Source organism: Irregularibacter muris (genome assembly GCF_024622505.1).
Classification (GTDB): domain Bacteria; phylum Bacillota; class Clostridia; order Eubacteriales; family Garciellaceae; genus Irregularibacter; species Irregularibacter muris.
Map to the genome: position 1 here is coordinate 106,694 of NZ_JANKAS010000006.1, position 14,029 is coordinate 120,722.

The following is a 14,029-nucleotide window of genomic DNA, read 5'->3' on the forward strand; positions in this document are numbered from 1 at the left end:
AGATTTTAACTTGTTTATCTATAAAAAATTTGCTAAGTTTTCATATGAAAACTTAGCAAATTTATAGTATTTAGGCTCTACGTTCTTTTATTTTTTGTTGAGCTGATTTTACAGATTTACTTATACCTTCATATCCGGTGCATCTACAAAGATTACTTTGTAACCAATCCTCAGCAATTTCATCATCAGCATCGGGATGGGTTTCTAGGAGTGCATAGGCATTTACTAAAAAGCCCGGGGTGCAATAACCACATTGGAAGCCGTTTTCTTCTAAAAAGGCCTCTTGTATTTCGGTATTGGATAATCCCTCTACAGTAGTTATCTCCTGTCCATCTACCTCTACAGCTAAGGCTATGCAGGACTTTATAGGTTTTCCATTTACTAAAACAGTGCAGGCACCACAATCTCCATTTTCGCAGCCTGGTTTTCCGCCGGTTAGACCCAACTTCTCCCTGAGAACTCTAAGAAGGGTATCAGCAGGGCGAACAACCATCTTTCTCTTTTCGCCATTTACCGTAAGTTCAATGGGGGCATATTCTTTATGGGCAATCATAGACTCACTCCTTCCAAAGATGCTAACATTTCAAATAAAGCTTTTTCCAGCAAAGCTCTTCTGTATTCTGCTGAGGACCATTGATCTGATTTTATAGGAAAGGGCAGTTTCGATAGACAACTAGAAATTCTATCTTCTAAAGAGCTTTCCTTATTATTTAATAAATCTTCCATTGCTTCGGAGCGGAAAGTCAGTGCTGTTGCTCCACTAATGGCTAGACGAATTTTTCCTTCTTTTTGCACTCCAGCAATGTGAAGAATGGGATAATCTATAGCCGTTTGTTTCTCCCTTCTTCTATTAAAGTGGGGGAGGGTTTTAGCTTCAACGGGAATTTTAATCTGTACCAAGAATTCCCCTTTTTTCAATACCAATCTATTATTATAGGCTTGAGATATGGGTACAGTACGAGTTCCTTCGCCACCTGCTATAACTATCTCCGCATCGGATAGCAATAGGGGAAGAACGGCTTCCCTGTAGGGTAACCTTCCACAGATATTCCCTCCTAAAGTCAGCTTGTTGCGCACAGTATGGTCTGCGATAGGACGACATACTTGGCTAAAGAAAGGAAAAAGATTTTCTTCGATGATATCGGTTAAAGGAAGACCAGCTCCAAAGATGAAATAGCCATCCTTTTCTTGATGTTCTACACATTCGGGGATGCCCTTTATATCGATAACCGCTCCTGTGGATAGATTTTGTTTTCTAGCATTGGTGATGATTTCAGTTCCTCCTCCATAAAATATGGGAGAAAGCCCTTCCTTATCTAATTCCTGAAAGGATGTAATGGCTTCATCAATGGATTCCGGACGGATATATTGAAAATCAAAAGGGATCATTATTTTACCTCCTTTACAGTTTTCCAGATAGATTCAGGAGTTAAGGGCAGGAAGTTTAATTGTTTTCCTGCGGCTCTCGAAAGAGCATTGGATAAAGCCCCAGGCATACCAACTACTCCTTGCTCTCCTAAACCTCTTGCATCAAAGGGACCATCTCCCTGAGGTGTGTGTAAAAACTCAACTTGATATTGAGGTTCTTCGCCATAACGAAGGATTTTATAGCTTCGCAGATCTTCGTTAACTACTTGACCACGATTATTAAAGATGAAACCTTCATTTCTGGCAAAGCTTAATCCCATACCTAAAGCACCTACAACCTGAGCATGGGCTAAATCAGGATTAATAACAGTGCCTACGTCCATACAGCAGACAGCATTTAATATGTCATAGCTACCATCTGCTAAGTCTAGCTCTACTTCTATGGCTTCAGCACCTAGAGTCCACTCTAAGGCTGGGTGACCTTCACCGGTTTCTGGATCAAGACCTGAAAGCCTTCTAGAGACATAGCGTCCTCTACCAATTACTTGTCCTTCTACAGCATTTCCATTGGGATAAACATAGCCCATGGCTACTTCCTGTACCAAAATACCTATTTCTGGTTCATCTTTTAAAAAGACTCTACCTCCAGCAACTTCTAAATCCTGAGGAGGGCAGCGTAGAGGAATGGAAGCTGTTCTCTTGAGTTGAGAGATTGCATCATCGGCGGCCTCTATAGCAGCACGACCTGCCATCATCAGTCCCCTACTGGCCGCTGTTGCCCAGTCATGGGGAGCCGTTTTAGTATTGACATCATGCACCACGTGGACCATATCTGTACTAACTTTGAATTTTTCAGCTATAATTTGGGCTAAACCAGTATGGGTGCCTTGGCCTATTTCCACTACTCCCGTTTGGAAGTTCATACTCCCATCTTCATTAAAGGTAAGAATAACACCGGCATCGGTATTGGTAGGCATTGCAGGAGCTTTCCATAAAAGTCCCATTCCCTTAGCTCGTACCTTGGTTGGGGAAACTTGTTTGTAGATGCCCTCCTTCCATCCAATCATATCCGCCGTCCTACGGATACACTCTCGTAAATCCCCTGTGTTTGCATCCATAATGCTTTGGGTAGGAGAGGTATCTCCCTGTTGGATAGCATTTTTTAGTCTAAAGTCCATAGAATCCATGCCCATTTCTTCTGCCAGTAAGTCAATAGAGCGTTCTATGGCATAGGCTAGTTCAATATGTCCAAAGCCTCGATAGGCCGTAGCAAAGGGATGATTGGTATATACACAAAGAGAGTCACACCATACATTAGGTATGCGGTAAGGCCCTGTACAGGAAATGGCAGCAGCTCTACTGATGTTTACCGCATAGTCGGCATAGGCTCCACCATCAAACAAATATGTAAGTTCTGCAGCAACCAATTCTCCTTCCTTTGTACAACCCAATTTTACATCAGCTTGTAAACCAATGTGACCGGGAGAAGTCAATAAATCCTGTTCTCGAGTATTGACAAGTTTTACGGGACGTCCATCCACTGAACGGGAAAGTAGATAAACTAAGCCCTCTAACTGTAAACCAGCTTTTCCTCCAAAGCCACCGCCAACAGGTGGAGAGGTGACATTGATTTTTCCAATAGGTACATTGAAGTTGTATCCAATTAGAGCCTTGGCTAAGAAGGGGGCTTGGGTGGCGGATTGTATTTTCACATCTCCATTGGATCCAATTTCTGCAATGGTTGCTCGAGTCTCCATTGCCACATGATCCCCAGGGGGGAACTCAAAGGAAGATTCGATAATAAAATCAGCCTTTTTAAAGCCTTCCTGAATGTCACCCTTACGAATTTTGGTCCTGTTGGAAATATTGGTACCGGGTTCAGGGAGAACAGCGGGAATATGTTTGTAGTCTTCCAATTCTTTATGAAGGATGGGGGCATCTTCCTTTAGGGCTTCCCTTGGAGAGGATACATAGGGAAGGGGTTGGTATTCTACATGAATTAATGGAAGTGCGGATTTAGCCTCTAATTCACTATTGGCAATAACTACAGCAACTGCTTCCCCATAATGCCTAACTTTGCTTCTGGCTATGGGGGGCTTATCTCCCATATAAAGTCCTATAGTAACCGGGAAATCTTCCCCTGTCAGTACAGCTTGAACACCTGGAGCCTCCAAAGCTTTAGAAATATCAATGGATTTGATCTCTGCATGGGCATGGGTGCTTGTTTTTAAGGCTGCGTGGAGAAGTCCTGGTATCTGTTTGTCATTGACATACCGTTGTCTACCAGCTACCTTGTCTTTTCCATCTAACCTAGGGACGGAAGTACCTAGTACTTGATAATTATCCAATAGATTTTACACTCCTTTCAAAATAATATAGGTAAATAACCTAATGGAATATATACCCTATAGTTTACTATTCAAAACATGGTCTATTCATGCTTTATAGCAGGATATACAGATAACCATATTATTCGATAGGAGGAAAATATTATGCAAAATTTGGATCAATAAAGAAGGAGTTCCTTTTAAGGAACTCCTTCTTTATTGATGGATAGAGTATTATTTTGCTAATTCCGTTAAAAACATGTTGCCCACTTGATCGATATTACCAGCGCCCATGGTAATGACTAAGTCACCAGGTTGAACATTTTCTAAAAGGTGATTAAGAATAGCTGGGAAATCACCTAAATAAAGTGCTGGAGTCCCGTTGTCCAGGATAGCATCAGCTAAATCTCTTGAATGGATTAAGCCTAAATCCTTTTCCCTAGCCGCATAAATATCTGCAATAATCACTTCATCTGCCAACTGAAAGGCAGTGGAAAAATCCTTTAGCAGGGTTAAGGTACGGGTATAGGTATGGGGTTGAAAAATACACCATGTTTTTTTATGAGGATATCTCTTAGCTGCAGCTAAAGTTGCCGTAACTTCAGTAGGATGATGGGCATAATCATCAATGACTGAAATATCATGAATCTTTCCTTTAAGCTCAAATCTGCGGTGGGTTCCCTTATAAAGGGTAAGACCTTTTTGTATGACAGATAGAGGAATATCCAAATAATAGGCACAGACGATAGCGGATAATGCGTTGACGACATTATGAAGACCAGGTACAGATAATTGAAAATGTCCTAAATTTTCACCTTCATAGACTACATCAAAACAACCCATTCCCATATCGTTAAAGGAGATATTTTTAGCTTGCCAGTCACAATCTTCAGAGGTACCAAAGGTTACGACATTACAATTCAGATCCTTTAAAATAGAAGACACATTTTCGCTGTCTCCATTAGCTATAAGATACCCGTCCTCTGGTATCAGTTGCGCATATTTATGAAAGGACTGTTTAATATGGTCTAGATCAGTAAAATAATCCAAATGATCTTCCTCGACATTTAAGATAACACCTATATAGGGATTGAAATGTAAAAAGCTCTCTACATATTCACAAGCTTCTGTCACAAAATAAGCACTATTTCCTACCTTCACATTCCCTCCTATAGCATCCAACTCTCCTCCTACTAAAATGGTAGGATCGTAGCTGGCTTCCTCAAGTATGATGGACATCATAGAAGTTGTAGTGGTTTTGCCATGAGTACCAGCTATACCAATACTTTTCTTATAATGTCTCATGATTTGACCTAAAAACTCTGCTCTTTCCATAGTAACAATGTTTAGTTCTCTGGCTCTTTTTAATTCTTCATTATCTGATTTTACCGCAGCAGTATATATGACTAAATCGGCATTATCAATATTGCTCGCTTTGTGTCCAATATAAATAGCCGCACCTTTACTTTCTAATTTTTTGGTTAGGGGGGAGGATTGAATATCAGACCCACTGACAATGTACTGATTATGTAACAATATTTTAGCTAGTCCACTCATGCTAATACCACCAATTCCAATAAAATGAATATGATGGTGTTTAGATAAGTCTAAATCTGGAGTTGTCATAGTAACCTTCCTTTCCTTTGGGAAAAATAACTTATTATTCCATTATATTGATAAGTATAACCTAATTTTAGCATTCCTATTTCAAAAGCCCGTGGGTTTTTATTTGAAATCCATACTTTTAATTTATTCATAAAAACCTATTTTATTATACCATAAAATGAAAAGTTATCATTTAATACATGAAATCTATTGCATAAAAGAAATAATATGAATAAAATGATAGGTAATAAAGTAAACATCCGGATTTTGGAGGGAATGTGATGGGAAAACGAAAAAGAAATGAAAGAATTGGTGCACTAATAAAAATATTAAGCCATCAACCTAATACAGTATTTACATTAAATTATTTCAGTGAAGCTTTTGAAGCAGCAAAATCAAGTATTAGTGAAGATATTGTTATTGCAAAGAAAATGTTGGAGGAGCTGCATTTAGGTACGATTGAAACAATTGCCGGTGCAGCTGGCGGGGTAAAATATGTTCCTCTAGTTACCCCGGAAAGAGCAGGTTTTTTTTTGGAAAAGGTATGTAAAAAGTTAGAAGATCCCCAAAGAATTATGCCTGGTGGTTTTATTTATATGACAGATATTATCTCTTCTCCTTCTATGGTGGAAACCATGGGGGAAATTTTAGCCAGCCAATTTTTAAACCAGGAGATTGATTATGTGATTACCATGGAAACTAAGGGAATTCCTATTGCCCTTATGACAGCCAAGGCCTTGAATGTTCCTTTGGTTATTGTTAGGAAAAATAGTAAGGTAACCGAAGGCTCTACAGTAAGTATTAATTATCTATCAGGATCTAGTAATAGAATACAAACCATGTCTTTATCTCGAAGAGCTCTAAAGGAAGGAGCCAAGGTATTAATTGTGGATGATTTTATGAAGGCAGGTGGAACGGCCAAGGGCATGATGGATTTAATCAATGAGTTTAAAGGAGAGGTGCAGGGAATAGGAGTATTGATTGCCACTAGGGAACCAGAGGACAAGGTCGTTGAGCATTATACTCCACTTTTATATCTAGAAGAAGTAGATGTCAAAAATAGAAGAATAATTATCGCACCCAATCCTAAAATAACCACTAAAATATAAGAGAAAAACAAGAAATAGATTTAAAGACAAAAAAATAGCCTATATTCAGAAAATTTTCTGATTTCTAGGAGGAAAATGCAAATAAATGAAGAATAGAGGATATAAGGAATATTTGTTTATTTTAATACCCCTAGGAAAGGGAATGGGAAAGATTTAGGAGGTGTGATAATCGTGCAAATAACAGATGTACGTATTCGAAAAATTAATGCTGAGGGGAAAATGAAGGCAATTGTATCCGTGACTTTTAATGACCAATTTGTTGTCCATGACATCAAAATTATAGAAGGTCAAAATGGCTTATTTATTGCCATGCCCAGCAGAAAGACACCTGAAGGAGAATTTAAGGATATCGCTCATCCTATAAATTCAGAGACTAGAACATTTATTCAAGAGGCTATACTAAGGGTATACCAGGAAAGTTTAGAACAAACAGCAGCTGCAGCAATGGAATAAAGGGGACAAGGCAAAAAGGAGAGAGAATCTCCTTTTTTATTTTGATATAGAAAAGTTTTTTTTGCCCGCAAGAGACCAAACTTTTCTAGGTCACATAATAAATTTTTACACCAAAGTAAAAACTAGTAAAATAAAGGAAAACACTCAAATGAAAAATTAAGATTTTTGGTGTATACAATCCTGTACAAAAGCTATATAATAGTGGATGAATAAATAAACTTTATGACTAAGGATTAGGTGATAGGATGGAAAATAATGTAGGAAGTATAGCTGTAATTCTTGCAGCGGGTGCAGGTACAAGAATGAAATCCCGTAAGCCTAAAGTACTCCACGAAATTTGTGGAAAACCTATGCTTCAACATGTTATTGATCAAGCAACTATATTAAAAACCGAAAAAACTGTAGTTGTCATTGGTTATCAGGGAGAAAGTGTTAAAGAAACAATAGGAAATACAGTGGAATACGTATATCAAAGGGAACAGCTAGGTACAGGACATGCTGTTATGCAAGCCCAGAGCTATTTTGAAAACTATAAGGGTAATGTTTTACTGCTCTATGGAGATACTCCTCTTATTTCAGCTGAAACCTTGAAAAAATTCATACAATACCATGAGGACAAAGAGCTTCATACTACGGTACTCACCGCCGAGGTAGAAGATGCCACAGGATATGGTAGAATTATACGAAATGCCCAGGGACAAGTAGAGGCTATTGTGGAACACAAAGATGCTACAGAAGAACAACTAAAGATTAAAGAAATCAACTCAGGAATGTATTATTTCAATGCAGAGTTATTAAACCATGCTCTAAGCAAAATCAATAATGATAACAACCAGGGTGAATATTACATCACAGATGTTATAGAAATCTTAAATAAAGAAGGCTATAAAATCGGTGGCTATGTAGTAGAGAATGATGCGGAAATCCAGGGAATCAATTCTAGGGTTCAATTGGCAGAAGCTGAAAATTATATGCGAAAAAAGATAAATGAACATTGGATGGATCAGGGAGTAACCATGTTGGATCCCCATAGCACATATATTCAAAAGGGAGTCTCCATAGGACAGGACACTCTTATTTATCCTGGGGTACATTTAGAAGGAGAGACTACCATTGGTACTGAATGTACTATTGGTGCCAATAGTAGAATAGTATCCTCCACTATAGCCGATGATGTAGAAATCCAGTATTCCACTATTTTAAATAGCACAGTGGATAGCCAGGCTAAGATAGGTCCTTATGCTTATATTAGGCCCAATAGCCATATAGGAGAAGGAGCAAAAATAGGAGACTTTGTAGAGATTAAAAACGCTACTATGGGCAAAGGTTCAAAAGCATCCCATCTTACTTATGTAGGAGATGCAGAGGTAGGAGCAGGCGTTAATTTAGGTTGTGGTACAGTTTTTGTAAATTATGATGGCTATAAAAAACACAAAACCGTTGTAGGAGATAATGTTTTTGTGGGTTGCAATACAAATCTAATAGCACCCGTAGAAGTAAAGGAAGGAGCCTATATTGCAGCAGGTTCTACCATTACTCAGGAAGTGCCTTCTAAATCTTTAGCCATTGCAAGGGCAAGGCAAGTGGTAAAAGAAGGATGGGTAGAAAAGAGAAATACAAAGGAAAAATAGGAGGCTTTATATCAATGAGTTTAAATTGTAAGGGAATGAAGATTATTACAGGGAGTTCAAGCCCAAAACTAGCCCAAGAGATTTCAGAAATCTTGGATTGTCCTATTACCAAGGCAGAAGTAGGTAGATTTAGTGATGGAGAAATCACTGTAAAAATCGAACAATCAGTAAGAGGTAATGATGTTTTTGTTATTCAATCTACAAGTTCACCAGTCAATGACAATTTGATGGAGCTATTAATTTTAATTGATGCTCTAAAAAGAGCATCGGCCGGTAGAATTAATGCGGTTATCCCATACTATGGATATGCTAGACAGGATAGAAAGGCCAAAGCTAGAGATCCAATTACAGCAAGATTAGTGGCAGATCTTATCACAGCAGCCGGAGCCGATAGAGTTCTTACTATGGACTTACATGCTGCCCAAATCCAAGGTTTTTTCAATGTGCCCGTAGATCATCTAGTAGGGGTACCTATTTTAGCTGATTACTTTAAAAAGAAGAATATCCAGGATCTAGTGGTTGTCTCTCCTGATTTAGGGAGTGTTACCCGCTCTAGAAACTTTGCAGATAGATTAGATGCTCCACTAGCTATTATTGATAAAAGAAGACCTAAGGCCAATGTTTCCGAGGTAATGAATGTTATTGGAGATATTAAAGGCAAAAATGTTATTTTAATTGATGATATTATTGATACAGCAGGAACAATTGTCAATGGTGCTGAAGCTCTGATTAAGCTAGGAGCAAAAGAAGTATATGCTACTTGTACTCACCCAGTTTTATCTGGACCTGCCATGGAAAGAATTAATAACTCAATCATTAAAGAAATGGTCATTGCCAATACAATTGAATTACCAGAGGAAAAGAAAAGCGATAAAATTGTTTCCCTTTCAGTAGGACCGATTTTTGCTGCTGCCATGACGAGAATATATGAAGGACTTTCGGTAAGTAAATTATTTGACTAAAGCCATGATAAGCCAGGATTTTCCTGGCTTATTTTTTTATTCCAAGGTAAGGATAAGGGGAAATATCATCTTTATTTTTAACCTTGGAAGGAGAGATTATTCTGATCAATTTTAAAGATAAAAGAATAAACAAATATACCCTATGGAGTCTGTCGTTTGTAGGTGCATTTTTATTAGGAATATTTGCTGGAATGATTGGTGATTTTGTAGAGGTTCAAACAAGTAAAATCAGCCTAGAGGAAGAGAAGGAAAAATCTATTGTAGATATTGTAAAGGAAAATGCTGGTGCTATTGTAGGTGTGGAAAGCTGGGATGATAGTTCTTCAGAGGGCAAGAAGAACATCAATGCATCAGGCATTATTTTTCATCAGAAGGGCTATATGATCACCAATGCCCACGTGATTAAAGGAGCAGATAGAGTTTATGTCTATGTAGATAAAGACAAAAAAATAAAAGCTCATATTCTGGCAGAGGATGAAGAAAAGGATATTGCCCTCTTAAAGATTGATCATAAGGATTTATCTGTTGCAAACTTTGGAGATTCTGATAAAGTTGAGGTGGGAGAAAGGGCTATAGCCATAGGCAATCCCTTAGGAGAACAATTATCGGGTACGGTTACGGTAGGGGTAATTAGTGCCGTAAATAGGCAGTTGGAGATCCAAGGCAGTACAATGGATTTAATACAAACCGATGCAGCCATAAACATGGGCAATAGTGGAGGTGCTCTTTTAAATAGTAAGGGAGAAATCATTGGGATGACCACCTTTCATATCCCATCTAGCAAAGCCCAAGGAGTTGGTTTTGCCATTCCCAGCAATATTTTAAGGGAGTATATAGACAAATATTCACCTTAGCCTGAATCAGAGGATGCCCTCTATCTCTGAATTTCAGGCTTTTCATCAGCTTTCTTAATATTTCTTATTATTTTATATATACTTCTTTTACAGAGCAATGTTATAGTAAAATAAAATGATCATGAAAGGAAGGAAAATGTGATGATGGATTTTATGAGAAAAATAAGCAAAAAAAGAATCCTATTATTTATACTTATTTTATCTTTAGCCATTTTGTGGACAGGCTGCGGAATGAAAGATATAGGACAAGAATCTCCACAAAATTCTGAGGAGACACCTAGGGAAGAAATACCTAGGATTGAAGAGATAACGATGGCAGCCGTCGGGGATATTATGGTTCACTCTCCCCAATTTGAAGCCGCCTATGTGGGGGGAGAAGAAAAATATGATTTTTATCCTACCTTTCAACCGATTGAAAAATATATTCAAGAAACAGATATCGCAGTAGCCAATCTTGAGACTACCTTTGCAGGAGAAGATAAGGGATATACCGGTTATCCTATGTTCAATAGTCCAGAACAATTGGGAAAGGCATTAAAACAAACAGGATTTGACGTGATTACAACGGCCAATAACCATTCATTAGATAGAAGAAGTCAGGGCGTTAAAAGTACTCTAGATTTTCTAGATCAAGAGGGGTTAGACTATACGGGAACAGCTAGAAGCCAAGAGGAACGAGATAGAATATTGATAAAGGAAGTAAAGAATGTAAAAATAGCTTTCCTGGCCTACACCTATGGGACCAATGGCATTCCCTTACCCGAGGATGAACCTTATCTAGTAAATTTAATTGATAAAACTCAGATTGAGGAAGACATTCAAAGGGCAAAGGCAGAAAATCCTGATATCATTGTAGCTAGTATGCACTTTGGTGTTGAATACCAAAGAACACCTAATGATGAACAAAAAGAATTGGTGGACTTTTTAGCTCAGCAAGGGGTAGATGTTATCCTAGGGAGTCATCCCCACGTGATCCAACCAATGGAGATAAAAAATGTAGTGACAGCAGAGGGAGAAGAAAAAGAGGTTTTTGTGATATACTCTATGGGGAACTTTATATCCAACCAAAGAGATCGTTATACCGACAGCGGTCTAATTCTACAAATGGGATTTGAAAAAAACTTTAAGACCAATAAAACAGTTCTTAAACAAGTGGAATATATCCCTACCTGGGTAAATAAGACAAGTACAGGGGGAAAACTTTATTATGAAGTTGTGGCAGTAGAAGAGGCAATGAAACAATATGAAAACAATGAAAGTAAACTGATCAGTAAGGAAGGCTATAATCTTTTACAAAGAACCTGGAATGACACCACAAGTCATTTAGAACAAGAAAACGCAAAAATGGTGCTAAAGCCTTTGGAATAATTGGAGGAGAAGACATATGCAAGTAATTATAGGACTAGGGAACCCAGAAAATCGTTATAATGGTACCCGGCATAATATAGGATTTGAAGTAATTGACCAATTTGCTGAAACAAATAATATTGAAATCAAAAAAACAAAACATAAGGCACTTATAGGAGAGGGATTTGTAGGAGGAAAAAAAATCATGCTGGTAAAACCCCAAACCTATATGAATTTAAGTGGAGAAAGTGTATTAGATATTGTGGACTACTATGATGTTCCCCTGGAAAATATCCTCGTTATCTATGATGATATAGATTTAGAAGTAGGGAAAATGCGTATAAGATCAAAGGGCAGTGCAGGCACCCACAATGGGATGAGGTCCATTGTGCAGCTATTGCAAGAAACCGAAATTCCTAGACTTAGAATGGGAATTGGAAGGCCTGAAAAACAAGATTTAGTTTCCTATGTCCTTGGGAAGTTTACCCCAGAAGAAAGAATGGAATTAAAAGATACCCTTAAAAAAGCTGGCCAGGCCATAGAAGTGTTTATTTCAAAGGGAGTTACCGAGGCCATGAATCAGTTTAATCAGAAATAAGGATAAAAGTTTGACACCAATATCAATATACAATAAAATAGAAAAATAAATAAGTTTGACCTATTTATCAAGAGTTAGGGTAGAGAGTTAGCTCGGGGACCCTATACCAACCTGCTTTTAAAAGTAAGGTGGTTCAGCTAACAACGATGAGGAGGTGAAATACGTGATCAATCATGATACTTGATCCTTCCTGACCGATTGTTAGGAGGGATTTTTTTATTATCTAAAATTAATGAAGAGGATGAGGAAAATGAAAAAAGTAAAGGTAGTTACCCTACAGGAAGCTATTGAGGGAATGAATGAAGAGAAATTAGAAAGATTTAAAAAGGAACGATGTGAGAAATTTATTAAGCCTTTGATGGAGATGAACAGGAAAGAGATTGAAGGGAAAAAGATTTTTTTGAATAAGCAATAAAACGGATGGATGACATAACGAGAAATATATGACTTAACAAAGGAGGCCATAGTGGTGTTGAATCAAATATTAGATAAAAGGAATAGATAATTTTAGAATGGAAAATAAGTTAAGTAACACAATGGTCAAGTCATTTAGTTAAATGTTTTTATTCTCCATAATCTAAATATGGTATAATATACCTATATTTATAGATTTGGGGATAATATGGCATTTGTAAATTTGGGGGAGAATATGGTAGATAAGTTAGATGTATTCTTATTTAAAAAGGAAGTTAAAAAAATTATAATCGGTAGATTGAGCGCAGAAGTAATTGATTATTTTAATTTAAATTGTAGCCCTTGTAATATTGTACTGTGGGCAGATCGATTAAAATATACCGAAAAACATAAAACGGATTTTAAATCAGAACAAGAATATTATAGGCATATAGAAGAGATACCAAATATTATAAGTAATCCAGATTATATTGGATTGCATCCCAGTAACAATAGCATACAATATATAAAGAAAATTGATGAAAATATGTTAATTGGTATAAGATTAAAACCGACAGGGGACTTAAATTTTAGATCCGCATATCCTATTACGCAGGAAAAATTAAATAGCTATTTAAAAGCTGGAACATTGGTGAAATACAAGAAAATTATTGGCAATATTGACTAAAAGGCATAATCGTGCTATAATTTAATATACTAAATAGGGATAGATTATTTGAGGACGGAACAGGCAGCCGTCGCGCCACCTTTGGTGGTCTTGAAAGAGATGTGGGATGGCCACCCCACCAAATATTCTATCAGACGTCAGCCCTTCTCTTGATTGAGAAGGGTTTTTTTATTATTTGTCTTTATTCTTCTTAGTTTAGCATCATATATTATTGTAAATACTATATTTATTATAAGAATAAAGGGAGAAGCCTATGAAAGAATTGATTTGCGGTATGATAGCTGCTCTTATTGCCTATGGATGCAATAAGCTACTCCTTAGGTGGCAAGGAGATAAGGCTATTATATATACAGTACCTTTGGTAGAAGAGGTCTCTAAGTCGTTAACGGCCTATTTCATAAGTGGAGGGCTGATCCTGACCCATATCATTTTTGGAATTATAGAAGCCCTATATGACCTTATTCATACCAAAAGTGAAAAAGTAGGATTTATCGCAGCAATCATGAGTATTGTCAGCCATGGAATTTTTGGAATACTTACTGCCTATTTGTATAAGTGGACAGGTATGATATTATTAAGTATATTCATAACAGCAATCAGTCATAGTTTATGGAATTATTTCATAACAAAATAAAGGAGCATTAAAGGGCCCGGGGAGGAAAACCTGGGCTAAAAGTGTTTAAAAGGTGGGACA

General features: G+C 37.3%; 14 protein-coding genes and 1 riboswitch. Of the genes, 10 read left to right on the top strand and 4 right to left on the bottom strand.

Annotated elements, in window-relative coordinates; all coding sequences use genetic code 11:
* Positions 1-70: 70 nt before the first annotated feature.
* The 4 genes from NSA47_RS08415 to murC form a co-directional block, all read right to left on the bottom strand.
* Positions 71-553, bottom strand: coding sequence for a (2Fe-2S)-binding protein (locus NSA47_RS08415; protein ID WP_257530898.1), 483 nt, complete (start codon positions 551-553; stop codon positions 71-73).
* Entirely contained in the window at positions 550-1,389 is an 840-nt protein-coding gene (locus NSA47_RS08420; RefSeq protein WP_257530900.1) for an FAD binding domain-containing protein, read from the bottom strand. The genes NSA47_RS08415 and NSA47_RS08420 overlap by 4 nt, the downstream gene beginning before the upstream one ends.
* A complete protein-coding gene (locus NSA47_RS08425; protein WP_257530902.1) occupies positions 1,389-3,716 on the bottom strand; it encodes a xanthine dehydrogenase family protein molybdopterin-binding subunit in 2,328 nt (775 codons plus the stop codon). Before NSA47_RS08425 ends, NSA47_RS08420 begins: the two co-directional genes overlap by 1 nt.
* 213 nt (positions 3,717-3,929) lie before the next feature.
* Positions 3,930-5,321 carry a UDP-N-acetylmuramate--L-alanine ligase gene (gene murC, locus NSA47_RS08430; protein WP_257530904.1) on the bottom strand — a complete coding sequence of 464 codons (1,392 nt, stop codon included), beginning with the start codon at positions 5,319-5,321 and terminating at the stop codon, positions 3,930-3,932.
* Between the two features lie 260 nt (positions 5,322-5,581).
* Between murC and purR the strand changes: the two genes are divergently transcribed.
* The 10 genes from purR to NSA47_RS08480 all read left to right on the top strand — a co-directional run bounded on the left by purR (position 5,582) and on the right by NSA47_RS08480 (position 13,969).
* On the top strand, positions 5,582-6,409 hold the full coding sequence (gene purR, locus NSA47_RS08435; RefSeq protein WP_257530906.1) for a pur operon repressor: 828 nt from the start codon (positions 5,582-5,584) through the stop codon (positions 6,407-6,409).
* Between the two features lie 171 nt (positions 6,410-6,580).
* A complete protein-coding gene (gene spoVG / locus NSA47_RS08440; RefSeq protein ID WP_257530908.1) occupies positions 6,581-6,862 on the top strand; it encodes a septation regulator SpoVG in 282 nt (93 codons plus the stop codon).
* A gap of 245 nt (positions 6,863-7,107) precedes the next feature.
* Positions 7,108-8,493, top strand: coding sequence for a bifunctional UDP-N-acetylglucosamine diphosphorylase/glucosamine-1-phosphate N-acetyltransferase GlmU (glmU, locus tag NSA47_RS08445; protein WP_257530910.1), 1,386 nt, complete (start codon positions 7,108-7,110; stop codon positions 8,491-8,493).
* Positions 8,494-8,507: 14 nt separating this feature from the next.
* Positions 8,508-9,455, top strand: coding sequence for a ribose-phosphate diphosphokinase (locus NSA47_RS08450; protein ID WP_257530912.1), 948 nt, complete (start codon positions 8,508-8,510; stop codon positions 9,453-9,455).
* Positions 9,456-9,538: 83 nt separating this feature from the next.
* Positions 9,539-10,309 carry a S1C family serine protease gene (locus NSA47_RS08455; RefSeq protein WP_257530914.1) on the top strand — a complete coding sequence of 257 codons (771 nt, stop codon included), beginning with the start codon at positions 9,539-9,541 and terminating at the stop codon, positions 10,307-10,309.
* 153 nt (positions 10,310-10,462) lie between these two features.
* Entirely contained in the window at positions 10,463-11,677 is a 1,215-nt protein-coding gene (locus tag NSA47_RS08460; RefSeq protein ID WP_257530916.1) for a CapA family protein, read from the top strand.
* Between the two features lie 16 nt (positions 11,678-11,693).
* A complete protein-coding gene (gene pth, locus NSA47_RS08465; RefSeq protein WP_257530918.1) occupies positions 11,694-12,254 on the top strand; it encodes an aminoacyl-tRNA hydrolase in 561 nt (186 codons plus the stop codon).
* 59 nt (positions 12,255-12,313) lie between these two features.
* A riboswitch (SAM-I-IV-variant riboswitch) is annotated at positions 12,314-12,439 on the top strand.
* Positions 12,440-12,504: 65 nt separating this feature from the next.
* Positions 12,505-12,669, top strand: a complete 165-nt coding sequence (locus NSA47_RS08470) for a hypothetical protein (protein WP_257530920.1) — start codon at positions 12,505-12,507, stop codon at positions 12,667-12,669.
* Between the two features lie 234 nt (positions 12,670-12,903).
* Positions 12,904-13,335 carry a PBECR3 domain-containing polyvalent protein gene (locus tag NSA47_RS08475; protein ID WP_257530922.1) on the top strand — a complete coding sequence of 144 codons (432 nt, stop codon included), beginning with the start codon at positions 12,904-12,906 and terminating at the stop codon, positions 13,333-13,335.
* A gap of 253 nt (positions 13,336-13,588) precedes the next feature.
* Positions 13,589-13,969: a hypothetical protein gene (locus NSA47_RS08480; RefSeq protein ID WP_257530924.1), complete on the top strand. Its 381-nt coding sequence runs from the start codon at positions 13,589-13,591 to the stop codon at positions 13,967-13,969.
* The last annotated feature ends 60 nt before the right edge of the window (positions 13,970-14,029 follow it).

Coding starts and splice junctions, on each gene's coding strand:
- NSA47_RS08415 (WP_257530898.1), bottom strand. CDS start 553: ATGATTGCCCATAAAGAATATGCCCCCATTGAACTTACGGTAAATGGC.
- NSA47_RS08420 (WP_257530900.1), bottom strand. CDS start 1,389: ATGATCCCTTTTGATTTTCAATATATCCGTCCGGAATCCATTGATGAA.
- murC (WP_257530904.1), bottom strand. CDS start 5,321: ATGACAACTCCAGATTTAGACTTATCTAAACACCATCATATTCATTTT.
- purR (WP_257530906.1), top strand. CDS start 5,582: ATGGGAAAACGAAAAAGAAATGAAAGAATTGGTGCACTAATAAAAATA.
- glmU (WP_257530910.1), top strand. CDS start 7,108: ATGGAAAATAATGTAGGAAGTATAGCTGTAATTCTTGCAGCGGGTGCA.
- NSA47_RS08450 (WP_257530912.1), top strand. CDS start 8,508: ATGAGTTTAAATTGTAAGGGAATGAAGATTATTACAGGGAGTTCAAGC.
- NSA47_RS08460 (WP_257530916.1), top strand. CDS start 10,463: ATGAGAAAAATAAGCAAAAAAAGAATCCTATTATTTATACTTATTTTA.
- pth (WP_257530918.1), top strand. CDS start 11,694: ATGCAAGTAATTATAGGACTAGGGAACCCAGAAAATCGTTATAATGGT.
- NSA47_RS08470 (WP_257530920.1), top strand. CDS start 12,505: ATGAAAAAAGTAAAGGTAGTTACCCTACAGGAAGCTATTGAGGGAATG.
- NSA47_RS08475 (WP_257530922.1), top strand. CDS start 12,904: ATGGTAGATAAGTTAGATGTATTCTTATTTAAAAAGGAAGTTAAAAAA.
- NSA47_RS08480 (WP_257530924.1), top strand. CDS start 13,589: ATGAAAGAATTGATTTGCGGTATGATAGCTGCTCTTATTGCCTATGGA.